The following is a 22,611-nucleotide window of genomic DNA, read 5'->3' on the forward strand; positions in this document are numbered from 1 at the left end:
CCGGCCGACGAAACGTCGAGAGCCGTCGCCGCTGTGACGCGCCCCTTGTTAGATGGAGCCATGACGACGTCCCCGTTCCGCGACCGGCAGTTCTGAACCGTGGACCGCCGCGCCCTGCCCGCCGCCGATCCCACCGCCCTCTGGCGGGGTCTGGACGACGCCGACCCAGTCGGCCCCATGTGGCGGGCGGCGCAGATCTTCCGTCTCGTCGCCTTCGTCTACGCACTCGGTTTCCAGGTCGCGATCAACGGCGACCTGGAACATCCCGCCGTCACCTGGATCCTGTTCGCCGTCCTGACCGCGGCCAACATCTGGTGGACCACCGGCTACCTCGCCGGATTCGGACGCCGCCGGTGGTTCGTCGCGAGCGAGGTGATCGTGTCGGCCGCGATGATGCTCTCGACCGAGTTCGTCGCCTCCGGCCAGTGGATCGCCGACAACCAGACCTGGCCCACCACTCTCTGGATGACCAACGCGGCACTGTCCGCGGCGTTGCTTGGCGGGGCGCGCTGGGGTTTCGCGGCCGCAGCGGTGATCGGACTGACGAACTACTACGTCAAGGGCGAATTCCTGCTGAACTTCGGACGCAACGCGACGGCCATCCTGCTCGCCGCCGCGTCGATCGCCCTCGGCATGGCCGCCTCCCGCGCCCGACTGATGCACTCCCGGCTCACCGCGGCCGTCGAACTCGCCGCGGCATCGGCCGAACGCGAACGGCTCGCCCGCGAGGTGCACGACGGCGTGCTGCAGGTCCTCGCACTGATCGCTCGTCGCGGGCGCGAGATCGGCGGTCCCACTGACGACCTCGCGAGTCTGGCGGCCGAACAGGAACGCGTGCTGCGGCAGCTCATCGCGGCGACGCCCGCGCCGGTGGCAGACGGGGGCGCCCTCCTCGACCTCGGACCGGGCCTGCGCGCCCTGGCGACCGACCGTGTTCGGGTCAGCACACCCGGCGAGCGGGTCCTGATCGACGCCGCGGTCGCCGGCGAGGTGCTCGCCGCGGTCGGCAACATCCTCGACAACGTCGAACGCCACGCGGGCGGCGACGCGCACGCCTTCGTCCTGCTGGAAGACCTCGACACCGAGATCGTCGTCAGCGTCCGCGACGACGGTGCGGGGATCGAGCCCGGCCGGCTGTCGGCGGCGGTGAAGGAAGGGCGGATGGGGATCTCGCGGTCGATCATCGGGCGGATCGAGGCACTCGGCGGCACCGCTCGGCTGGAGTCGGCGCCCGGTGCCGGGACAGAATGGGAGTTGACGGTCCCGGCCGGCGAGAGAGAGGCGCAGTCCCGATGAGCGATGCCGCACTGCGCGTGATGGTGGTCGACGACCACCCGATGTGGCGAGAGGGCGTGGCGCGCGACCTGTCGGAGGAGGGCTTCGACGTCGTCGCCACCGCCGACGGCTGCGCGAGCGCGGCCGCGCGTGCCGCGGCGGTGCGGCCCGACGTCGTCCTGATGGACATGCAGATGCCCGACGGCTCCGGTGCCGAAGCGACGGCGGCCGTCCTCGCGGCGCACCCCGGCGCGCACGTGTTGGTCCTCTCGGCGTCCGACGAGCGCGACGACGTTCTCGAGGCCATCAAGGCCGGGGCCACCGGGTATCTGGTGAAGAGCGCGCAGCGGTCGGAGTTGGTCGCGGCCGTCCGCGCGACGGGCGACGGGCAGGCCGTGTTCACTCCCGGACTCGCCGGACTGGTGCTCGGCGAGTACCGGAGGATAGCCCGCTCGCCCGAGCCCGACGCACCGACGCTGACGCAGCGCGAGACGGAGGTGCTGCGGCATGTCGCGAAGGGACTGTCGTCGCGGCAGATCGCGACGCGGCTGTCGATCAGTCCGCGCACCGTCGAGAACCACGTCGGCGCCGCGCTGCGGAAGCTGCAGCTCGGCAACCGGGTGGAGTTGGCGCGATACGCGATCGAGCACGGCCTCGACCAGGAGTAACCGCCGACCCCACGGCCAACTCCCCACACATTCTGCGTAATTCTGCGCATGTCCGCGAGGCGCCGCACCGCGACGCTGGAAGGCATGACGAACAACAACGATCCAGCAGTCGCGGCGGCCCGCCTCGGCGACGAGCTGAAGAGCATCGCGGGCCGGATGTCGGCGGTGTCGGCCGACTTCGAGGCGTTCACCGCGTCGCTCGCCCGAGAGTCGGAGACGCCGCAGGACGCGGATGCGCCCCCGGTCGCGGCGACGGGACCGCAGCCCGCGCCCCAGCCTGAGCCTGAGCCCCAGCCGCAGCCTGAGCCGCAGCCGCATTTGCAGTACGCGACGGTGCCGCCGACGGTGGGCACGCCGTTCACGCGACAGCCCTTCGGTCCCCAGTCGTACGGTGTCCCGTCGTACGCCCCGCAGCCCTACCCGCCTCATCCATACGGCCCGCCGTCGTACGCTCCGCGCCCGTTCCCGGCACCGCCGGCCACGCCGGCGCCCAGCCTCAGCAAACGACTCTCCGACGCCGCCGAACGCGGGCTGGTCGGCCGGGTTCTGGCGGCGGTCGGCGTCGCGATCACGCTGATCGGGATCGTGCTGCTGCTGGTTCTGGCAGCACAGGCCGGTCTGCTCCGGCCCGAGCTTCGCGTCGCCGGCGGCGCGGTCTTCGCCGCCGCACTGGTCGCCGTCGGATGGCGGGTCGGACGCCGACCCGAGAAGCGTCCCGGCGCCGTCGCCCTGATCGCGACCGGCGTCGCCGCGGCCTTACTCGACGTCCTCGCCGCTACCGCGATCTACGGCTGGCTGCCGGAGTCGGCAGCGCTGGTCGCCGGCGCACTGATCGGCGGCGGCGGACTGTGGTCGGCGCACCGGTGGAACAGTCAGGCGCTCGCACTCATGGTGTCGGTGCCGCTGCTGGTCTTCGCGCCGGTGGTCGCGGGCGGCGTCGACGAACTCCTGGTCTGCTTCATGCTGACGTACGCGGCGGCCACCCTGTGGCTGCAGGCCGGTCGGGACTGGACCTCGCTGTTCGTCGTCAACACTGTCGCCACCACGCTTCCGATGACCGTGTTCGTGGTGATCGGCGACGGCCCTGCGTGGTTCCTGGCGGTCACCGCGCTCACCGGGCTCGCCCTGGCGCTCTGCTCGGCGATCATGCTGGCGCCCGCAAGCAGTCGCGCCGTGGTGCTCGGACTCACTTCGGTGGCCGCGGCGATCCCGCTGCCGATGATCGCAGGTCAGTGGACCGCCGGGGCCGGATCGTCGACGGCGGTGATCGGATTGGGCGCCGTGCTCTTCGTCGTCGCCGCGGTGGCTACCCGCGGACCGGCGTCGGTGCCCTTCGTCTGCCGGGTGGTGTGGCTGGCCGCGGGAGCGGTGCTGATCTCGATGGCGCTCGGGGTCGCACTCGACGCCTCCACGATCTCGCTCGGCTTCCTGGCAGGTGCGGTGATCATGGGTCTCGCGGCCCGTTGGGCCGACGATCTGCGGGGCGCAGTGCGGATCGCGGCCACCGTGTTCGCGGGCCTCGGACTGTCGTCGCTGCTGGAGACGGGCGGGGCGCAACAGCTCCTGTATCCCGGCGGGCTCAGTGACTCGGTCCACGCGACCCTCCTCGTCGGCTCACTCCTCGGCCTGGCCGCCACCATGGTGCTGGCCCGCGAATGGGGCACCGCAGCGCCGAGCCGCGCACAACAGATCTGGCTGATCGGCGGCCTCATCGGCCTGTGGCTCACCACCGAACTGTGCGTCGGCGTCGCCGGAGTCGCCACCGGAGGCTCGACCACCGGATTCCGCGCCGGTCACCTCGCGGCGACCCTCGTCTGGTTCGGCTCCGCCGCCGCGGCCCTGATGTGGGCGCGGAGGCTGCAGGGAGCGAGCCGCACCCTCACCCTCGCCACGGGGCTGTCGGTGATCGCGGCGGCGGTCGCGAAACTCTTCCTGTTCGATCTCGCCGCCCTCGACGGAATGTTCCGGGTGATCGCCTTCATCGTCGCCGGACTGGTTCTGCTCTCGCTCGGCGTGGCTTACGCGCAGCGATTCACCTCCGAGGAACCCGCGCACTGACCCGCACAGAATTTTGGCTCCCGGAACGGTCTCACAGACCGTTCCGGGAGCCAAAATTTTGCAGACCGGAACCGATAGCCCGGCACGTGCGTCTAATTGAAGGTGGGGGAAGCACAGTCGACAGCCGATCGTCGGGCGAACAGCCGGTGGTCGGAGCATCCGGAGATCGCGGTCGCACACCATCTCGCCGCTCACGACGGCGTGATCACCACCGGACAAGCACTGGCCTGCGGACTCACCGTCGGCCAGATCCGTTCGCAGGTGGAGCGAGGCCTGTGGATACGGCAGGCCCGCGAAGTCTTCCTCTCCCTCGCCCACCCGCTGGAGGCCGCCGCGCGGATACGCGTGGTCGCGCATGCGAGGGCGGCCACCATCGATCGCACCGCTGCCGCCTGGTGGCACGGCCTGGTCCGGGACGTTCCCGGACCGATCACCGCCGCGGTGCCGCGCTCGGCGAAGCCGAATGCGACCTGCGGGGTGGCTGCCGACCTCAAGCGGCGCACCTACCCGCACGAAGACATCACCGAGGTCCGCGGAATCCAGGTGACCGGCACCGCGCTCTCGGTTCTCGGCGCGGCGTCAGAACACGAGGAGGGTCTGGTCTTCCTCGATCGGATGATTCAGAAGCGCGTGGTGACCGTGCCCGAACTGGTCGCCGCGCTGGACCGGAACCGCGGCGTCCACGGACTCGCCCGAGTGCGCAAGCTGCTGGGTGTCTCCGCCGACGGCTCGGAGTCCGAGGCCGAACGACTCTTCGTGCGGATGCTCCGCAGCGAACAGATCACCGGATGGAAGCAGCAGTTCCCGATCTGCGGTCGGCCGTGGGACTTCGCCTGGCCCGCCGAGCGCGTCGGCGTGGAGATCCATGGCTACGCCTTCCATCGGCACGAGGACCGGTGGAACCGCGATCTCGCGAAGGCGAACTCGATCGCCTGCCTCGGCTGGATCCCGCTGGCCTACTCGTGGAAGCAGCTCAATCTGGCGCCCGGCGACTGCATGCGCGAGCTAGCCAATGCCCTCGCCGCCCGCCGCGCCGAACTTCTCTGAAAACTTTGGCTCCCGGACAGGTCTGTGAGACCCGTCCAGGAGCCAAAATTCTCATCACGCCGCGGCGCGCGCCTGTTCCACAGGCTCAAGGGCCTCCGAGACGATCACCGCGACATCCGTCATCGGCTTCACCTCGAGCGCCTCGAGCACCTCGGCCGGAACCTCGTCCAGATCGGCCTCGTTGCGCTGCGGGATGAAGACCGTCTTCAACCCGTTCCGTTGCGCGGCGAGCAGCTTCTGCTTCACGCCGCCGATCGGCAGCACGCGCCCGTTCAGGGTCACCTCGCCGGTCATGCCGACATCGCTGCGCACCCGCCGGCCGGTCAGCATCGACACCAACGCGGTCACCATCGTGACACCCGCGGACGGTCCGTCCTTAGGAACCGCACCGGCCGGGAAGTGGATGTGCACCGTGCCGTTGAGATCAGCCGGATCGATGCCGAAATCGGCGGCGTGCGCCTGCACGTACGAGAGCGCGATCTGCGCCGACTCCTTCATCACATCACCCAGCTGGCCCGTCAGCTTCAGCTGCGGTCCGGCCGCGTGCTCGCCCTTCTCCGACGTGCCCGCCGCTTTCAGCGCCTCGATGAACAGCACGTCGCCACCCATTCCCGTCACGGCCAGACCGGTGGCGACGCCCGGAACCTCGGTGCGCTCGGCGGTTTCCGGAGTGAACCGCGGTCGCCCGAGGTACTCCACCAGCGCAGTCTCGTCGACGACGATCGGCCCGCTCGCTTCGCTCCCGGCGCCGGCCTGCACCGCGACCTTCCGCGCCACCTTCGCCAGCATCCGCTCGAACTGCCGAACACCCGGCTCACGGGTGTAGTTCGCGGCGATCTCACGCAAGGCGCCCTCGGTGACACTCACCTCGTCCGCCGTGAGCGCGGCCCGCTCCAGCTGTCGCGGAACCAGGTAGTCACGCGCGATGGCGACCTTGTCGTCCTCGGTATAGCCGTCGATCGTGACCAGCTCCATGCGATCCAGCAGCGCCGACGGAATGTTCTCCACCACGTTCGCGGTAGCGAGAAAGACCACGTCCGAAAGGTCCAGGTCCAGATCCAGATAGTGGTCGCGGAACGTGTGGTTCTGCGCCGGGTCCAGGACTTCCAGAAGCGCCGCCGCGGGGTCGCCACGGTAGTCGGAGCCCACCTTGTCGATCTCGTCGAGCAGGACGACGGGATTCATCGAACCGGCTTCGCCGATGGCACGGACGATCCGTCCGGGCAGCGCGCCCACGTAGGTGCGGCGGTGACCGCGGATCTCGGCCTCATCGCGGACACCGCCGAGCGCCACGCGGACGAACTTGCGACCGAGCGCGCGGGCCACCGACTCGCCGAGCGACGTCTTACCGACCCCGGGAGGTCCGGCCAGCACCATCACCGCGCCGGAACCGCGACCGCCCACCACCGACAATCCGCGTTCGGCACGCCGGGCGCGGACCGCCAGGTACTCGACGATCCGGTCCTTCACGTCCTCCAGACCGTGATGGTCGGCGTCGAGGATCTCCCTCGCCCCGATCAGGTCGGTCGAATCGTCGGTCCGGACCGACCACGGAAGGTCGAGCACCGTGTCGAGCCAGGTCCGGATCCAGCCGGATTCGGGGCTCTGATCACTTCCTCGCTCGAGCTTCCCGACCTCCCGAAGAGCGGCCTCACGGACCTTCTCGGGCAGATCGGCGCCCTCGACGCGAGTCCGGTAGTCCTCGGCACCGTCCGGCTCGTCCTCCCCGAGTTCCTTGCGAATGGCGTTGAGCTGCTGGCGCAGGAGGAACTCCTTCTGCGTCTTCTCCATGCCCTCGCGCACGTCGGCCGCGATCTTGTCGCTGACCTCTGTCTCCGCCAGGTGCTCCCCGGTCCAGTCGATCAACAGCCGCAGCCGCTCGTCGACGTTCTCGGTCTCCAGCAACCGACGTTTGCGCTCATCGCTGATCCACGACGCATAGCCCGAGGTATCGGCGAGGGCGGACGGATCGGTGAGGCGGTTGACGGCGTCGATCACCTGCCACGCCTCCCGGCGCTGCAGCATCGCGAGTACCACCTTGCGGTACTCGGCGGCCAGTCCGCGGGTGGTCTCGGTGGGTTCGGTCTCCTCAACCAGCTCCACCTCCACCCACAGCGCCGCACCCGGACCGGTGGTTCCGGCACCGATGTGTGCGCGCTGCTCGCCGCGGATCACCGCGACGTGGCCGTCTCGGCCCTGCATGCGACCGACCTGCACCACCGAGGCGATCACGCCGTGTGTCGGGTAGTGGTCGTCGAGGCGCGGGGCGATCAGGATCTTGCCCGCACCGGGTTCTGCGCTGTCGCTCGCGCGGGCCGCGTCGACGGCGGCCTGCGCGGCATCGTCGAGCGGCACGGGCACCACCATCCCGGGCAGCACCACGAGATCGGGAACGAACAGCACGGGAACGGAAATGTTCTCAGACATCACACCTCCAAAGTTCAGTCTGCTCGACTCAACCGAGGGTGCCCTTTGTTTGTTCCGGAACGGTGTTCGCCCTGGGCGATCAGGCCGTGGCCCCTCCGGCGTCGGCACGGCGAGGTTGCGCCGACAGCGGCTGACCCGATGTCAGACTCGCCGGTGACCAGGCGAAACCGTCGGGATCGACGAATGCGTCGGCATCGGAACCGACGACGAGCCGGTGCGAACCGCTGCCCTCCGGCGGCACACCCGCGTCCTTCGCCGCGCCCTTCCTGCCGTACAGGGCGAGGGTGACGGCGCCGTCGGCGGCCTCGAACTCGACGTACTTGCGGCCGTAGCTCTTCGCCACCGTGAGCCCGTGGTCGACGTAGAAGGCTTTGCTGGCGGTGATGTCGGAGGTGCCGAGCAGCAGTACCAGGGAGTCGACCACGCGCAAGGGCGCACCGGTGGACTTCTTCGACGACGCCGCGATCTTCCACAGGGTGCCGTCCGGTGCCTGAAGCACACCGCCGTATCCCCAGAACGACTTCTTGGCGGGCTTGACGACGCGCGCGCCCGCCGTGATCGCCGGTTCGATGAAGGAATCGACGACCGCGGGGTCGGCGACCACGAGGGAGATCACGAATCCGCGGAAGCCCGACGTCGGCGGCGTGGCCTGTTCGAAGCGCAGACGGTCGCCGATCCCGAACGCCTCGTCGTAGAAGGACTTCGCCGCCTCGACGTCGGCGACCTGCAGGGTGAGTGTGTTGATGTTCGTCATACGACTGACGCTACGAGTGCACGGTTCGCGATGCTTCTCGAAAACTGCTCGATGGGGTGGGGTGGGTGGGCGAGCGGGGCGGCGGTGGTGGTTTCGACTCGCTCCGCTCGCTCAACCAGCCTGAGAGGGCGCTCGCTCAACCAGCCTGAGAGGGCGCTCGCTCAACCGGCCTGAGAGGGTCCTCGCTCAACGAGCCGCGACTACCAGTCGGCCTCGTCGAAGACCACCATGCCGCGGATGTTGTGGCCCTCGAGCATGTCGTCGTAGGCCTTGTTGATCTCTTCGAGGCGGTAGGTCTGGGTGACGAGGTCGGCGAGGTTCAGCTTGCCCGCCCGGTACTCGTTGAGGAGCTTCGGCACCTGAGTGCGCGGGCCGGCGCCGCCGAAGATGGCCCCCTGCACCCGCTTCTGCATCAGCGTCAGATCGAAGAGGTTGAGTTTGACGTCCATCGCCTGGAAGTCGCCCATGCCGACCACCACGGTCTGGCCGCCCTTGGCGGTCATGGCCATCGCGGGCGCGATGTACTCGCCCTTGATCTCGCCGACGGTGAGGATGACCGTGTTCGCCATGGTTCCCCATGTCATCTCTCCGACCGCCGGGATCGCCTCCTCCATGCTCTCGAAGGTGTGCGTGGCGCCGAGCTTCTCGGCCATGTCTCGCTTGAACTTCACCGGGTCGACGGCGACGACGTGCCGGGCGCCGGCCGCACTGGCGCCCTGGACGGCGTTGATTCCGACTCCGCCGATGCCGACGACGACCACCGTGTCGCCGACCTTGGTTCCGCCGATCTCGGTGGCCGAACCCCAGCCCGTCGCGATGCCGCAGCCGAGGAGCGCGGCCTGCTGAAGCGGGATGTCGTCCTCGATCTTGACCAGTGACGCCTGGTTGACGGTGATGTACGGAGAGAAGGTGCCGAGCAGACACATCTGGGTGAGGCCCTCACCGTTCATCGTCACCCGGTGGGTCTTGTCGGAGATCGCCTTGCCGGTGAGCAGGCCGGCTCCCTCGTCGCAGATGTTCTGCTGGCCCCGCGAACACGGTCCGCACACACCGCAGGCGGGGATGAAAGCGGTGACCACGTGGTCGCCCTCCGCGAAACGAGTGACGCCCTCTCCCACCTTCACGACGACGCCCGCACCCTCGTGGCCTCCGACCACCGGCATCGGCGCCGGACTCTGGCCGGTCCGCAGGTGATGGTCGGAGTGACACAGTCCCGAACTGACGAGCCGGACCTGGACTTCACCCGCGACGGGGTCGCCCAGCTCGACTTCTTCGATCTTCCAGTCCTCGTTGACACCGTGCAGAACCGCGGCCTTCGTCTTCATCGCGTCACGCTTTCTTCTCGACTGTGCCGCGCGTCACCTGCGCGCGGCTGACTCCATGGTGCGTCGGACTCGGTGCCGTCAGGCGAGATTGGGCGTATCGGTGGTAACGACTGCGGATTCTTCCGCGATCTCCTGCGGGACGAGAGGTACTCGTCTGCGAACTGTCAGCGGCGACGCAGAGAATCGAGGCGATGAAGTTCAAGCGCGACCACCCCGTCATCGTCGGCGTGGTCTCCACTCTGCTCGCGGCGGCCGCGCTGCTCGGCGTTCTGCTGTGGCAAGCGGGGCCCGGCTCATCGCCGCACGGCGCACCGGCAGCGCACCGAAGCCACTCGACCATCACCCCGGCGGCGCATCGAGCCGTCGTCACGTCGGCCGAGCCCTTCCTCCAGCGCATCGCGTATCCGGCCGCGCACGCCGACCCCACTCAGAACTACGCCGACCTCTATCTGCCGACCGTCTCACCTGCCCACCCGAGGCTTCCGCTGGTGGTGCTGGTGCACGGAGGCGCCTGGGCGCGCGGTGTCGGTGCGCACAGCTTCGACCGTCTGGCACGCGACCTCACCGCCCGCGGCCTGGCCGTCTACAACGTGGAGTATCGGCGCCTGGGGAGCGGCGGCGGCTGGCCCGCCACGTTCACCGACGTCGCTGCCGCTCTCGACGATCTGCCCGCCGTGATCCGCGCGCATCCGCAGATCACCCTGCGGAACTCGGTGCTCGCCGGCCACAGCGCCGGCGCCCAACTCGCGGTGTGGTCCGCACTCCGCACTGCCGACGATCCCGGTCTCGGTCTCGGCCCTCCGCGCTGGCGGCCGTCGACGGTCATCAGCGTGTCCGGGCCGCTCGACATGGTGTTCTCCGCCACGCACGGCGACTCCCGTGTGATCCGCGCCCTCGGCGGACCGCCCAGCGCGGTCGCCGACCGCTACCGCGCCGTGGACCCGCTGGAACTGGCCGCTGATGGCGACGAGGCGTCCGCGCCCGAGATCGTAGCGGTGCACGGCACGGCCGACCGACTCGTGTCGGCGGTCAACTCCGAACGATTCGTCGCCGAGTACCTGCTGCACCGGGGGCACGGTCGACTGCAACTGCTGCCCGGTGCGACGCACACATCGATGTTCGAGGCGCATTCGGCGGCCTACCGTTCACTGATCGACTTGATCGCCGCAGAAGCGCTTCGTCCATGACCGCTGGCGCAGCCGGCCGCCGCCGCGCGTTGCGAATGGAAATCGCCGGGACGATCCCAGTAGCATCCGGCGTGTGAAGTCTGCTGGAACCGACGTTACGGCGGGACCGCCGACTCGACACAACGAAGACGCCGCCACCGGGAACACCTCCGGTTACCGGCCCGACCTCGACGGGTTGCGCGGCATCGCGATCTTCCTCGTCGCCGTCTTCCACGTCTGGTTCGGCCGCGTGTCCGGCGGCGTGGACGTCTTCCTGACGCTGTCCGGCTACTTCTTCGTCGCCTCGCTGCTCAAGCACGTGATCCGAACCCAGCCGGCCGATGTCTCCTGGCGCGCGGCGGTGGATCCGTGGCCCCGGCTGAGCCGGCTGCTGCGCCGCCTGCTTCCGGCGATGTTCCTGCTGCTCGCCTTCATCGCGGCAGGCGTCTGGTGGCTCATGCCGAGCACCCGCTGGGGTCCGCTCGGCGAGGAGATCATCGCCTCGGCCTTCTACTACCAGAACTATCACCTGGCCTTCCTCTCGCAGGACTACGGCGCCGCCGACTCCGCGATCAGCCCGATGCAGCATCTGTGGTCGATGTCGATGCAGGGCCAGTTCTTCGTTCTGACCCTCCTCACCGCGCTCGCCCTGGGCGGCCTCCTCAAATGGGGTGTCGCACGCTGGGAGGCACTGGCGCGCCCGAACGTGATCCGCGCGATCGTCGGGACGTCGCTGCTCGCGGTGACGCTCGTGTCCTTCGCGTGGGCCAACTACCGGCACGGGATCAACCAGCCGTTCAACTACTACGACACCGTGGCCCGCATGTGGGAGCCGCTGGCCGGCGGTCTGCTCGCCGTCTGGATGCCCAGGCTGCGCCTGACGAACTGGCTGCGCACGCTGCTGACGGTGTTCGCCGTTGCGATGATCGCCTCGTCCGGATTCTGGATCGCGGGCGTCCAGGAGTATCCGGCCGTCATGGCGCTGGTGCCGGTCGGATCGACGCTCCTGCTGATCTGGGTCGGTTCGTCGGCCACCGCGACGCGGGCGGTCCCCGGCAACGACCTGAGCCCCGGCGGCCTGGTCCTGGCCCACCCGTGGATCGTCTGGCTCGGTTCCATCGCGTACTCGCTGTACCTGATCCACTGGCCGCTGCTGATCTTCTACATGAACTGGCGATTCGTCGACGACGTGAACTTCGCCGAGGGCACCGCGATCCTGGTGGTCTCGGTGATTCTCGCCTGGTTGATGACGAAGTTCGTCGAGACGCCGCTGCGCGCGGGACGCGGCGGCGGCTTCTCGGCGGGCTACCGGCGCGGGCTCACCGCGATCCTCATCGTCGCCTCGGTCTTCGCCGTGGCGAGTGCCGGTTACTGGCAGCACCGCCAGAGTCAGATGATCGTCGACACCACCAATCTCGACCCCCGCGAGTATCCCGGTGCCCGAGCCCTCCTGGAGGGTGCGCCGAGTCCGGCCGTGCCGGTGGCGCCGTCGCCGGAGGCCGCCGCCGAGGACTGGCCGCTGAGCCACTGGGACCACTTCTCCAACTTCGGCGATCCCGCGATCAAGGTCGGCGTGTACGGCGATCCGCAGGGCGCGCACACCGTCGCCGTGGTCGGCGGCTCGCATTCCGAGCACTGGATGACCGCGCTCGACAAGATCGGCAAGAACCGCGGTTTCCGCGTCACGACGTACATGAAGGCGGGCTGCGCGCTCTCGACCGAGGCCGAGGTGGAACTCGACGGCCGCACCCTCACCGAATGCAACGAGTGGTCGCGGGCGGTGGTCGACAAGCTGGCCGTCGACCGGCCCGACGTCGTCTTCACCACCGCCACCCGGCCCGCCCCCACCGGGCAGAACGGCGACGTGGTGCCGCGCGGCTACGTCGACTACTTCAAGGAGTTCCGCGACCGCGGGCAGAAGGTGGTCGCCGTACGCGACACCCCATGGGCGCACGGACCGCTCTCACCTCCGGAGTGCATCGCTTCCGGCAAGCTTCCGCGTGTGTGCGGCGTGGAGCGGTCACGGGCGCTGTCGCCGGTGAACCCGGCCGACGCGCTGATCCCGGATTTCCCGAACATGACCTTCCTGGACTACAGCGACGGTTTCTGCAACGACACCTACTGCCCGGCTGTGGTCGGCAACATCCTGGTGTGGCACGACTACCACCACGTCTCCACCGCCTTCATGCGCAGCCTGGCGCCGTTCCTCGACCGTGACCTGCAGAAAGCCACCGGCTGGTGGTAGCGGGACCGACACCGGCCCGGCAGCGGGCACACAGTGAGTGCACAGGGTGGGCTGTTAGCGTGTCCGATTGATCCGCTCCCCCGCAACCGTGAGGTCACCCGATGTCGTCCACAGCTGTCCTCCCCGAGGCGGCTACCCCGACCGTTCCCGCCGTAGGCTCCGCGCCGCCGGCGCCGGCGCCGGCCAAACGCCCTTACCTGCATCACGTCGACCTGGTGCGCACGATGACGTTCGCCCTGGTCATCTTCGTGCACACGCTCACGTCGACGACCGCCGAGTTCACCAGCATGGGCACCAACGGGACCGCGCTGCTGTTCCACTCCACCCGGAACATCTTTTTCGCGCTCACCGGCTTCGTGCTCATGTACCAGTACCTCGACCGTCCCGACTTCCGCGCCACGTCGTTCTGGCGGCGCCGGATCAAGCTGGTCATCGTGCCCTACCTGGTGTGGTCGGTGCTGTACTGGACAATCGAGGGAATGTGGGCGAGCGGACGCCTCGGTGACGTCCCGGGCAGCCTGGACGAGTTGTTCGACCGCATCAAATGGGGGACGGCCGCCTACCACCTGTACTTCCTGTTCGTGATGCTGCAGGTGTACCTGTTGTTCCCGCTGATCCGCCGGCTGGTGGCGCGTACCCGCGGCCGGCACTGGTGGCTGCTCGGCGCGAGCGCGGCGCTCCAGATCACCGTCTTCAGTCTCATCTGCTACTGGACTCCGCCGACCGGGATGGCCGAGCTGTGGAGCCATCTGTACGCCACCGTGGTGCCCTACCAGCTGCTCATCATCCTCGGTGCGCTGGCCGCCGACCACCGGGAACGCATCGGGCAGTGGCTGCGAGGGCGCGGCGAACTGCTCGGCTGGCTCCTGCTGGGCACGGGTCTGCTCGCCGTCGGCGCCTACGTGCACCGGGTGCTGTTCTCCGGTGCGCCGATCAACGATCCGGGCAGTCCGTTCGAGCTCACCTTGCTCCCGTTCATCGTGGTCGCGGCCATCAGCGTGTACGCGACGGGACTGCACTGGGCCACGTTCCACCGTGAGCGGACGCCGATCATGGCGAAAGTGGTCGCCTACGCGTCCAACCGGTCGTTCCCGGTGTTCCTGGTACACGTGATGGTGCTGTTCTTCCTGCTGCGCCCGGTCACCGACGACGGCCAGAAGTGGCTCGTCGCCCACATCCCGCAGCCGCTCGCGACGTTGACGGTGTACGTCAGCACACTGACGATCTCGCTCGCCGTCGTCGAAGTGCTGCGCCGACTCCCGGGGTCGCTGTACCTCACCGGACGCCCGCGGCTTCCGTTCCGGCCGACGATCTGACCCGCCGGGCCGACCTTCGGCGCGGCTCGGACTCAGTCGCGCAACCGGCACACCACGGCGGCAGCGTGGCCCGACCCGTTCGCGGTCACCAGCACCACCTCGGAGTGTCCGCCGGCGCGCGCGTCGATGAGCCCCTCGATCGGTGCGGCGGCGTGCGTCGACAGGCTCGTCGCCACGAAGCGACGGCCGGCCGCGAGCCGGATGCCTCCGGGCGCCACGGCCACGATCGGCAGATCGTCGCCGACCGCGGTCAGCACCCGCTCGACTGCGGCATGCGTACCGTCCGAGTCGGCGCTCGACCGCAGAGCCGAACCGTTCCGGTCGCCGCGGCGGTGTCCCGGCTGCGGGGTGCCGGTGAGCACCGCGGCCGCTCCCGCGACCACCACCAGCACCGCGCCGTGCGTCTGCGCCAGCATCGACGATCCCACCGCGATCGACGACGGCACCCCGCAGCCGTCGTCGACCACATCGAGTGCGCGCACCGCAGGGGCTCCCCCGAGTCCCAGTTCGTCGCGCACCCGCTCGGCCGACCAGGTGTCGCCGGCCGGCGGCCTCACGTGGATCACCGCGACCACGTCGCGGACCTCGAGCCCCGCGTCGCCGAGCGCGGCGTGCGCCGGTCCGAGACGGCGGTCGTGCGACGCGCCGGTCGCGACCGCCAGACCCGAGACCCGGACCTGGCCGGCCGATGCGGCGGCCGCACTCGCGCCGCTGCGGGCGGGGTTGTCAGGCATGGACTCACGCTACGGCCGGCGACGGCGGCGATACGCCGTCCGAATGACCGCCGCAGCCCGCGGCTCAGCGGCGTGCGCGGACGGTGTCGATCACCGCGCGCGGCCGTGAGCCGAGCGCCTCGCGGAGCTGGTTGCGGACCAGGCTCAGCGGCGAGCAGCGGTCGCACGGCGCCACCACGCCCAGCGCGTCGACATCCCACGCGCGGCACAGCGTCACCGCGCGCGCCACGTGGAAGTTCTGCGTCACGATCATCGCGGAGCGGACGTCGTACATCGTCGCGGCCCGGCGGCATGTGGCGTTGGTGTTCACCCCGAGCGGATCGTCGACGATGCTCGTCGACGGCACTCCGTGGGCCTGGAGGTACGCGCGCATCACCCGTACCTCGTTGCCCGCGGAGTCGGCGTCGTTGCCGGATACGACGATGCGGTCCACGCGGCCGGACCGGTAGGCGTTCACCGCCACGTCGAGCCGCGGCCCGACGTAGTCGCCGACCTGCCCGTCGCGGACCTTGGCTCCGAGCACGATCATGGTGCGGGGCGCGTCGTCCGGGATCTCGGAGGCCTGCACCACTCGTCCCCGCGCACCCACTGCCATCCACACCGACGCGATCGTGACGACCGCTTCGACGGCGATCACTGACAGCAGAATCACCGGAATCAGACGCCGGATCGCGGGGGAACGCAGGGGCACCGGTCCAACCTAGACGCAGCGCCGGCCACCCGGGCACACCGACCCGGTCCCGGGTCCCCCGGTCATCCCGACCGGAAGGCTGTCACAATCTCTCGCAAGCGGGACGCGCGGTCGCGCAGGGAGGGGAGACGCCGATGCAGTACATGCCGGTGACCGAATCGATGTTCCTGATCGCCGAGACGCGAGATCAGCCGATGCACGTGGGCGGGCTGCAACTGTTCGTACCCCGCGAAGGCCAGTCGGCCGAGGATCTGGCCGACGAGATATCCGAACGCTTCCACGCCGCGACCGACGTCTCGCCGATGTTCCTCAAGCGCCCGGCCACACCCGCCCAGATCGCCGGCTACACCGCGTGGACGCAGGACGACGAGGTCGACTTCGACTATCACATCAGACACATCGTTCTGCCCCGTCCGGGTGAGATCAAAGACCTGCTCCGCTACGTGTCGCTGAATCACGGCGCCCTCCTCGACCGCCGTCGCCCGATGTGGGAGATCCACATCATCGAGGGCTTGGCGGACGGCCGCGTGGCGCTCTACACGAAGGTCCATCATTCGATCGTCGACGGCGTCTCCGCCCTGCGCTTGCTGCAGCGCTCCCTCTCCACCGATCCCGACGACCGTTCCGGTACCGCCTTCTGGGATATGGAGCTGGTGCGTCGACGGCGCCGCCGGCGGCGGGAGCAACGGCCGCCGAAGGGCTCGTCGCGGTTGCTCGGTGCGGTGACGGGCGTGGCCGGAGCGATCGCCGACACCGCGGGCCAGGTGGTCGGCATGGCGCCGGCCGCCGCCCGGATCGCCGCCGCGGGCGTCTTCGACAAGGATTACGTGGCCCCGATGCAGATGGCGCCGTCGACGATCCTGAACCAGTCGATAGGCTCGGCGCGCCGCTTCGCCGCGCAGGACTGGCCGGTCACCAGGCTTCGCGCGGTGGCTCGGGCGCAGCAGATGACGATCAACGACGTCATCCTCGCCATGTGCTCCGGAGCACTCCGCCGCTACCTGAGCGATCACGACGGCCTGCCCGACGAGTCACTGGTGGCGATGATGCCGGTGTCGCTGCACAGCGACGGAGACTCCGACGGGAACGCGGTCACCGCGATCACCGTGCGGTTGGCCACCGACATCGAGTCGCCCGCCGACCGGGTGGCTGCCATCAAGGCGTCCACCCACGGCGCCAAGAACGTGGTGCGCGGGCTCAAACCGCTGCAGGCTCTCGCCCTGGGCGCCGCGACCATCTGGCCGCTGGCCTTCGCGACGGTCCCCGGGTTCGTCGAGTACACACCGCGCGCGTTCAATCTGATCATCTCGAACGTTCCCGGGCCGGAGGAGCCGCTGTACTGGAACGGCGCCCGGCTGGACGGCTCGTACCCGGTCTCCATTCCGATGGAGGGGCAGGCCATGAACATCACCGTCACGACGATCGGCGGCAAGGCCGGATTCGGCGTCATCGGTGCGCGGGCCCAGCTGCCGAGCCTCCAGCGCATACTGGCCCACCTGGAGACGTCGCTGGCCGAGTTGGAGGCACTGCCTCCGGCACGGTGACCGGCAGCGCGAAGCCCGCCCCGCGGTGGCGGGGCGGGCTGTTGATCGCGCTACCGAGTCAGGTCAGTCCGCTCGTGATCAGTGCGACAGCCGATCCCGTCGCGAAGTACTCGGCGAGGCTCCGGCGGATTCTGTTCCAGCTGTTCATCATCGGACTGCTCCCTCCAACGCGGACGGTTTGCGACACCGTCATGGTAGTTCGCAGTGATGGTGGTCACAGCAAATCGCCCGAATCGGTCACGCCGCGGGCGCCTCGGCGGCCGGTGCGGAATCCGCGGTGTCAGCGACGCTCTCGTTCGCGGACGGCTCAACGGCGGGCTCCGACGACTGATCGTCGGAGGGCTGCTCGGCCGCTGAGTCCTGCGACGGCTCGGCGGCGGGCTCGTCGGTGACGGCCGGCGCCTCGGAGGTCGGCGCAGCCTCGGTCGCGGCCTCGGGCGCCGGGGCGGGCTCGGTGGCCGAGGACTCCCCGGACGGTGCCGTGGTCTCAGCGGAGGTGTTCTCAGTGGCCTCCGAACCAACGGTCGTCTGCGCCGAGTCGGCTGCCGCGGCGGTGCTCGTCGCCTGCACATCGGCGACCCGTGTCGCGGTCGACGCGGTGGACGGCTCGGTCGCCGGCGGCGTGGGAGCCGGCTTCTTGGCGAACAGGTCGGTCTCGATCCGCGGCCCATGGTCGGTCATCACGATACGGATGAGGTCTTGCGAGAAGGTCGGGATCACATTGCCGGTGAGGATGCCGGTCACCGAGTCCGGGAAGGGCGCCGGAATGCCGAGCGCACCCACCATGTCGAGCAGGGTCGTCATCGGCGCCAGCGGAGAGCCGAGCGTCAGCGAGAACGGATTCTTGATCGAGTAGACCACCGGCCCGTCGCCCTGCTGCGACTTCTGGAAGATGAACGCCACGCTGGTGCACGACGAGTAGTTCTTTCCGGTCTCCCCGTCGGTGACCTGCGCCTTTCCGTACAGCGCCGTGCATATCACCGAACTCTTGGTCGGGTCCGGCGCGTTCGCGATGCCGTCGAGGAAGCCGGTCGCCACCGCGACGCCGCCGAGCGCCGTGGCGGTCGCGTTCTCGCCCAGCCCCATCGCGATCGCGACGCCGAGCGGGAGTGCCCGGACCGAGGTCTCCGACACTCCCGCTCCGATCGACAGCCCCAGGCCGCCGGTGGCCCGCGAATCGGAGACCGCGCCGAGGCTGCCGACCGAGATGGCGCCGGACAGGAAGGCGTCGGCCTGCGCGTTGGCGGTGCCGCCGACGGCGAGCGCCGACGCCAGACCGGTGCCCGCGATCGTCGCGGCGCCCGGGTACGAGGTGCCGAACAGCGGCGCCAGGCTGATGGCAGTGGCCGAATTCATATCGGCGAGGTTCAGGCCCAGATCGGGCAGCACCAGGCCGATCAGGCCGTCGCCGATCTTCGCGAGCACCGCGGGGCGGGCAGCCCCGCAGTCGACGGTGTCGCCGACGGGGCTGGGCGCGGTCTGCTGCCCCGGCGCACACTTGTACGAGGGGAAATCCGGAAGGCCGTTCGCGGCGTTCGCCGGCGCGGCGCCGACTCCGCCCGCGAGGAGTGCGGCCGACGCCGCGACCGCGGTGAGGCCCGTCGTCAGACGGGTGCGTCGCTGCCGACGGCTTCGAGATCGGGTATCCATCGAGGTCACCTGGGACTCTTCTCTAATCGAAGGGAATGGCTCACACAGGAGCCCGGCACCCCCGTCGCGCGGGGCTGCCGCCTCCCGCCGCCGGACTCGTACCGAACGGTAACTTTCGGGTGATAAGCACCACTTTCAACCGATCAGGTGACGCAGATTCACGGCACGAATTCGGCGTGTCGACTCAGATTCGTGCGCCTCAGCACACTCCCGATACGGACTGGACCCTCTTATTACTCGCGAGTAACGTACCGGTGAACGGTAACCGTGACGGCCGATCTGCAGGCGAAGTTAGGCAAACCTTGGCAGACCCGAGCAGGGTCGAACCTTTACGGTAACCAGGGAATAAAGGTTGACGCGGAGTGCTATGACCCGAGCGCTTTGACGTCTTGGTACGACCTGGACAGAAAGGCCGGTACTTCCAGTGACGACGACTACCGCCGTGATCGGAACCATCGCCGTATTACTCAGCCTCGTATGCTGGGCGCTCTTCCTTCGCGGCGTGGGCACGATGGTCCGATCCATCGCCCAGGGCCAGAAGGTGGAGCCCTCGCGGTTCGCCTACCCCGGGAAGCGTTTCGCGACGATGATGAAGGAATTCGTCGCGCACACCCGCATGGTCAAGTTCCGCACCGTCGGCTGGGCCCACTGGCTGGTGATGTTCGGCTTCCTGATCGGCTTCGTCTTCTGGTTCGAGGCGTACGGTCAGATCTTCGATCCCGAATTCCACTGGCCCGTCATCGGTGCCTGGAACATCTACATCTTCGCCGACGAGGTCCTGGGTCTGGCCACCGTCATCGGCATCGTGGTGTTGATGGTCATCCGTCAGCTGAACCATCCCCGCGTCCCTGCCCGGCTGTCGCGCTTCTCGGGCTCGCGGTTCGGCGCCGCCTACTTCGTCGAGGCAGTGGTCCTGATCGAGGGTCTCGGCATGATCTTCGTGAAGACCTTCAAGATCTCGTCGGGCATCGAGAACCCGCCGGTCTGGACCTCGTTCTTCACGCACTACTTCGCCCAGCTCTTCGAGGGCAGCTCCGTCTACTGGGTCACCGCCGCGGCCGTCGTCAAGCTCATGAGCGGCATGGTCTGGCTCGCCGTCGTCGGCCTCAACATCGACTGGGGTGTGGCCTGGCACCGCTTCGCGGCCTTCTTCAACATCTACTTCAAGCGTGAGAGCGACGGCGGCGTCGCACTGGGTGCGGCCAAGCCGATGATGAGCCAGGGCAAGGTCCTGGACATGGAGACGGCCGACCCGGACGTGGACGCGTTCGGCGCGGGCAAGATCGAGGACTTCAGCTGGAAGGGCTGGCTGGACTTCACCACCTGCACCGAGTGCGGTCGCTGCCAGAGCCAGTGCCCGGCCTGGAACACCGGCAAGCCGCTGTCGCCGAAGCTGATGATCATGTCGCTGCGCGACCACGGCCAGGCCAAGGCGCCGTACCTGTTCGCCGGCGGCCGCAAGGACATGGGCGGCGACGAGGTCGGCATCGTCGACGCCGACGGCAACGTCGACGAGGCCCGCCTGAACAAGGTCCCCGCGGCCGCTCGCGCCGAGGCCGAGCGCAAGCTGGTCGGCGAGTCCGAGGGCACCACCGGTGCCGTCATCGACGCCGAGGCTCTGTGGAGCTGCACCACCTGCGGCGCCTGCGTGGAGCAGTGCCCGGTGGACATCGAGCACGTCGACCACTTCATCGACATGCGCCGGTACCAGGTCCTCATCGAGTCGGACTTCCCGTCCGAGCTCGCGGGCATGTTCAAGAACCTCGAGAACAAGGGCAACCCGTGGGGCCAGAACGCCTCGCAGCGCACTGCCTGGATCGACGAGATGGACATCCACATCCCGGTCTACGGCCAGGACGTCGACTCGTTCGAGGGCTACGAGTACCTCTTCTGGGTCGGTTGCGCAGGCGCCTACGAGGACCGCGCGAAGAAGACCACCAAGGCCGTTGCCGAACTGCTCGACATCGCGGCCGTCGACTTCATGGTGCTGGGCCAGGGCGAGACCTGCACGGGTGACTCCGCTCGTCGTGCGGGCAACGAGTTCCTGTTCCAGATGCTGGCACAGCAGAACATCGACACCTTCGACGAGGTGTTCGCGACCGCGCCCGAGCAGCGCAAGAAGATCGTGGTGACCTGTGCGCATTGCTTCAACGCCATCGGCAACGAGTACCCGCAGGTGGGCGGCAAGTACGAGGTGGTCCACCACACCCAGCTGCTGAACCGGCTGGTCCGTGAGAAGCGTCTGGTGCCGGTCGCCGCACCGGCGGGCGAGCAGGTCACCTACCACGATCCCTGCTACCTGGGCCGCCACAACAAGGTCTACGACGCTCCGCGCGAACTGATGGAGTCCTCGGGCTCCACGCTCACCGAGATGCCTCGCCACGGCGAACGCTCCATGTGCTGTGGCGCCGGCGGCGCCCGGATGTGGATGGAGGAGCAGATCGGCAAGCGCATCAACGTCGACCGCGTCGACGAGGCGCTCAGCACGCTGAACTCCCGGCCGACCGACGCGGACGGCAACAAGCAGGTCCGCAAGATCGCGACCGGCTGCCCGTTCTGCCGCGTGATGCTCACCGACGGCGTGACCGCTCAGACCTCGGGCACCGAGGACGAGGGGCAGGTCGAGGTCGTGGACGTCAGCCAGCTGATCCTGGAGGGCGTCAAGCGCGGCCGTCCGGAGGTCAAGCGCGGAGGCAACTTCCTCGGGCCGATTCAGACCGAGCGCGCCCCCGAGCCCGAGCCGGTCGCCGCTGCGGCGAAGCCCGCAGCTCCGGCCGCCACCGCGGCCCCGGCCGAGGCGAAGCCCGCCGTGGGTCTTGCGCCGAAGAGCGGCGGGCTCAAGAAGCCGGGCGGACTCAAGAAGCCCGGCGGTGCCCCCAAGCCCGGCGGTGCCACGGCCCCGGCCGCACCTGCGGCGCAGACCACCCAGGCAGTTCCCGCCAAGGGGCTGGCCATGGGCGGCGGGCTGAAGAAGCCGGGCGGACTCAAGAAGCCCGGCGGCGCTCCCAAGCCGGGCGCGGCCAAGCCCGCGGCAGCGGCATCGGCGGCACCCGCGAACGACGACACTGCGACCGAGTCAGCGGCAACCGAGTCAGCGACGAGCGGGGCAGCGGCGCCGGTCGAGACCACGGCCACCGAGGGCAAGGCCAAGGGCTTCGGTATGGCCGGCGGGCTCAAGAAGCCCGGAGCCAAGAAGCCGGGCGCGGCCAAGCCCGCAGCCGCAGCACCGGCCGAGCCGACGGCTCCCGCGGCGACCGAGTCGGCTGCGACCGAGCCGGCCGACGAGGCCCCGGCCGATGCAACCGCCGCCGACACCGGCACGGCGGCCTCCGCTGCCGCTGCCACCACGTCGGGCACCGAGGGCAAGGCCAAGGGGTTCGGCATGGCCGCAGGCCTGAAGAAGCCGGGCGCCAGGAAGCCCGGCGCCCCGAAGGCTGCAGCGACGGCGGCGGCGCCCTCGGCCCCCGCGGGGACCGCACCCGTACCGGAGCCTGCTGCGCCGGAAGAGCCCGCCGCGCCGGCGGCCGGCGAGACCGCCGCTCAGACCGACGAGCCCGCCGAGGCTCCGGCTCCGGCGGCCGGCTCGTCCGACAGCCGGACGATCACCGAGACCGGTGCGTCGAAGGCCAAGGGCTTCGGTCTGGCCGCCGGGAAGAAGCGCCCCGGCAAGTAATTCCGGCAGGGAGTCGCCGAGGCGACGACCGCAGAACG

The 22,611-nt window shown here is 69.4% G+C and carries 15 protein-coding genes; 9 read left to right on the forward strand and 6 right to left on the reverse strand.

Annotation, left to right across the window (positions count from 1 at the left end; all coding sequences use genetic code 11):
• The first annotated feature begins 99 nt into the window (after positions 1–99).
• The 4 genes from macS to ACK8HH_RS16305 all read left to right on the forward strand — a co-directional run bounded on the left by macS (position 100) and on the right by ACK8HH_RS16305 (position 5,048).
• The gene (gene macS, locus ACK8HH_RS16290; protein ID WP_412475349.1) at positions 100–1,296 is read left to right on the forward strand and encodes a MacS family sensor histidine kinase; all 1,197 of its coding nucleotides are present in this window, start codon (positions 100–102) and stop codon (positions 1,294–1,296) included.
• Positions 1,293–1,943, forward strand: coding sequence for a response regulator (locus ACK8HH_RS16295; protein ID WP_006896047.1), 651 nt, complete (start codon positions 1,293–1,295; stop codon positions 1,941–1,943). Before macS ends, ACK8HH_RS16295 begins: the two co-directional genes overlap by 4 nt.
• An 84-nt stretch (positions 1,944–2,027) precedes the next feature.
• Complete coding sequence (locus tag ACK8HH_RS16300) at positions 2,028–4,001, forward strand: DUF2339 domain-containing protein (protein WP_412475350.1); 1,974 nt, start codon at positions 2,028–2,030, stop codon at positions 3,999–4,001.
• A 102-nt stretch (positions 4,002–4,103) separates the two neighbouring features.
• Positions 4,104–5,048, forward strand: a complete 945-nt coding sequence (locus ACK8HH_RS16305) for a hypothetical protein (RefSeq protein WP_052692449.1) — start codon at positions 4,104–4,106, stop codon at positions 5,046–5,048.
• A gap of 54 nt (positions 5,049–5,102) precedes the next feature.
• Here ACK8HH_RS16305 and lon read toward each other — a convergent pair whose 3' ends face one another.
• The 3 genes from lon to ACK8HH_RS16320 all read right to left on the reverse strand — a co-directional run bounded on the left by lon (position 5,103) and on the right by ACK8HH_RS16320 (position 9,554).
• Positions 5,103–7,475 carry an endopeptidase La gene (gene lon, locus ACK8HH_RS16310; protein ID WP_412475351.1) on the reverse strand — a complete coding sequence of 791 codons (2,373 nt, stop codon included), beginning with the start codon at positions 7,473–7,475 and terminating at the stop codon, positions 5,103–5,105.
• 79 nt (positions 7,476–7,554) lie between these two features.
• Positions 7,555–8,229 (reverse strand): hypothetical protein, encoded by a 675-nt coding sequence (locus tag ACK8HH_RS16315; RefSeq protein WP_006896043.1) that lies wholly within the window; start codon positions 8,227–8,229, stop codon positions 7,555–7,557.
• Between the two features lie 200 nt (positions 8,230–8,429).
• Positions 8,430–9,554 carry an NDMA-dependent alcohol dehydrogenase gene (locus tag ACK8HH_RS16320; RefSeq protein ID WP_006898017.1) on the reverse strand — a complete coding sequence of 375 codons (1,125 nt, stop codon included), beginning with the start codon at positions 9,552–9,554 and terminating at the stop codon, positions 8,430–8,432.
• Between the two features lie 191 nt (positions 9,555–9,745).
• Here ACK8HH_RS16320 and ACK8HH_RS16325 point away from each other — a divergent pair, with 191 nt between their 5' ends.
• The 3 genes from ACK8HH_RS16325 (at position 9,746) to ACK8HH_RS16335 (ending at position 14,281) form a co-directional block, all read left to right on the forward strand.
• On the forward strand, positions 9,746–10,741 hold the full coding sequence (locus ACK8HH_RS16325; protein WP_375003474.1) for an alpha/beta hydrolase family protein: 996 nt from the start codon (positions 9,746–9,748) through the stop codon (positions 10,739–10,741).
• A 73-nt stretch (positions 10,742–10,814) separates the two neighbouring features.
• Entirely contained in the window at positions 10,815–12,965 is a 2,151-nt protein-coding gene (locus tag ACK8HH_RS16330) for an acyltransferase family protein (RefSeq protein ID WP_412475352.1), read from the forward strand.
• Between the two features lie 101 nt (positions 12,966–13,066).
• Complete coding sequence (locus ACK8HH_RS16335) at positions 13,067–14,281, forward strand: acyltransferase (protein ID WP_412475353.1); 1,215 nt, start codon at positions 13,067–13,069, stop codon at positions 14,279–14,281.
• 32 nt (positions 14,282–14,313) lie between these two features.
• On the opposite strand, the gene ACK8HH_RS16340 is transcribed toward ACK8HH_RS16335, so the two are convergent.
• Together ACK8HH_RS16340 and ACK8HH_RS16345 are read right to left on the reverse strand one after the other, a co-directional pair.
• On the reverse strand, positions 14,314–15,015 hold the full coding sequence (locus ACK8HH_RS16340) for a hypothetical protein (protein ID WP_062366477.1): 702 nt from the start codon (positions 15,013–15,015) through the stop codon (positions 14,314–14,316).
• A gap of 64 nt (positions 15,016–15,079) precedes the next feature.
• Entirely contained in the window at positions 15,080–15,706 is a 627-nt protein-coding gene (locus tag ACK8HH_RS16345; RefSeq protein WP_278125206.1) for a vancomycin high temperature exclusion protein, read from the reverse strand.
• A gap of 134 nt (positions 15,707–15,840) precedes the next feature.
• On the opposite strand from ACK8HH_RS16345, the gene ACK8HH_RS16350 reads away from it, so the two are divergent.
• Positions 15,841–17,250, forward strand: coding sequence for a WS/DGAT/MGAT family O-acyltransferase (locus tag ACK8HH_RS16350; RefSeq protein ID WP_412475354.1), 1,410 nt, complete (start codon positions 15,841–15,843; stop codon positions 17,248–17,250).
• Between the two features lie 237 nt (positions 17,251–17,487).
• Here the strand turns inward: ACK8HH_RS16350 and ACK8HH_RS16355 are convergent, their stop codons facing one another.
• Entirely contained in the window at positions 17,488–18,900 is a 1,413-nt protein-coding gene (locus ACK8HH_RS16355) for a hypothetical protein (RefSeq protein ID WP_412475355.1), read from the reverse strand.
• A 424-nt stretch (positions 18,901–19,324) separates the two neighbouring features.
• Here ACK8HH_RS16355 and ACK8HH_RS16360 point away from each other — a divergent pair, with 424 nt between their 5' ends.
• On the forward strand, positions 19,325–22,573 hold the full coding sequence (locus ACK8HH_RS16360) for a (Fe-S)-binding protein (RefSeq protein ID WP_412475356.1): 3,249 nt from the start codon (positions 19,325–19,327) through the stop codon (positions 22,571–22,573).
• Positions 22,574–22,611 lie beyond the last annotated feature (38 nt).

It is taken from the genome of Gordonia sp. LUNF6 (genome assembly GCF_047041125.1).
Lineage (GTDB): Bacteria > Actinomycetota > Actinomycetes > Mycobacteriales > Mycobacteriaceae > Gordonia > Gordonia sihwensis.

What these genes read in the sequence shown, in the direction of transcription:
- ACK8HH_RS16340 (WP_062366477.1), bottom strand. Translation starts at nt 15,015, where the DNA reads ATGCCTGACAACCCCGCCCGCAGCGGCGCGAGTGCGGCCGCCGCATCG.
- lon (WP_412475351.1), bottom strand. Translation starts at nt 7,475, where the DNA reads ATGTCTGAGAACATTTCCGTTCCCGTGCTGTTCGTTCCCGATCTCGTG.
- ACK8HH_RS16350 (WP_412475354.1), top strand. Translation starts at nt 15,841, where the DNA reads ATGCAGTACATGCCGGTGACCGAATCGATGTTCCTGATCGCCGAGACG.
- ACK8HH_RS16325 (WP_375003474.1), top strand. Translation starts at nt 9,746, where the DNA reads ATGAAGTTCAAGCGCGACCACCCCGTCATCGTCGGCGTGGTCTCCACT.
- ACK8HH_RS16315 (WP_006896043.1), bottom strand. Translation starts at nt 8,229, where the DNA reads ATGACGAACATCAACACACTCACCCTGCAGGTCGCCGACGTCGAGGCG.
- ACK8HH_RS16335 (WP_412475353.1), top strand. Translation starts at nt 13,067, where the DNA reads ATGTCGTCCACAGCTGTCCTCCCCGAGGCGGCTACCCCGACCGTTCCC.
- ACK8HH_RS16320 (WP_006898017.1), bottom strand. Translation starts at nt 9,554, where the DNA reads ATGAAGACGAAGGCCGCGGTTCTGCACGGTGTCAACGAGGACTGGAAG.
- ACK8HH_RS16355 (WP_412475355.1), bottom strand. Translation starts at nt 18,900, where the DNA reads ATGGATACCCGATCTCGAAGCCGTCGGCAGCGACGCACCCGTCTGACG.
- ACK8HH_RS16300 (WP_412475350.1), top strand. Translation starts at nt 2,028, where the DNA reads ATGACGAACAACAACGATCCAGCAGTCGCGGCGGCCCGCCTCGGCGAC.
- ACK8HH_RS16295 (WP_006896047.1), top strand. Translation starts at nt 1,293, where the DNA reads ATGAGCGATGCCGCACTGCGCGTGATGGTGGTCGACGACCACCCGATG.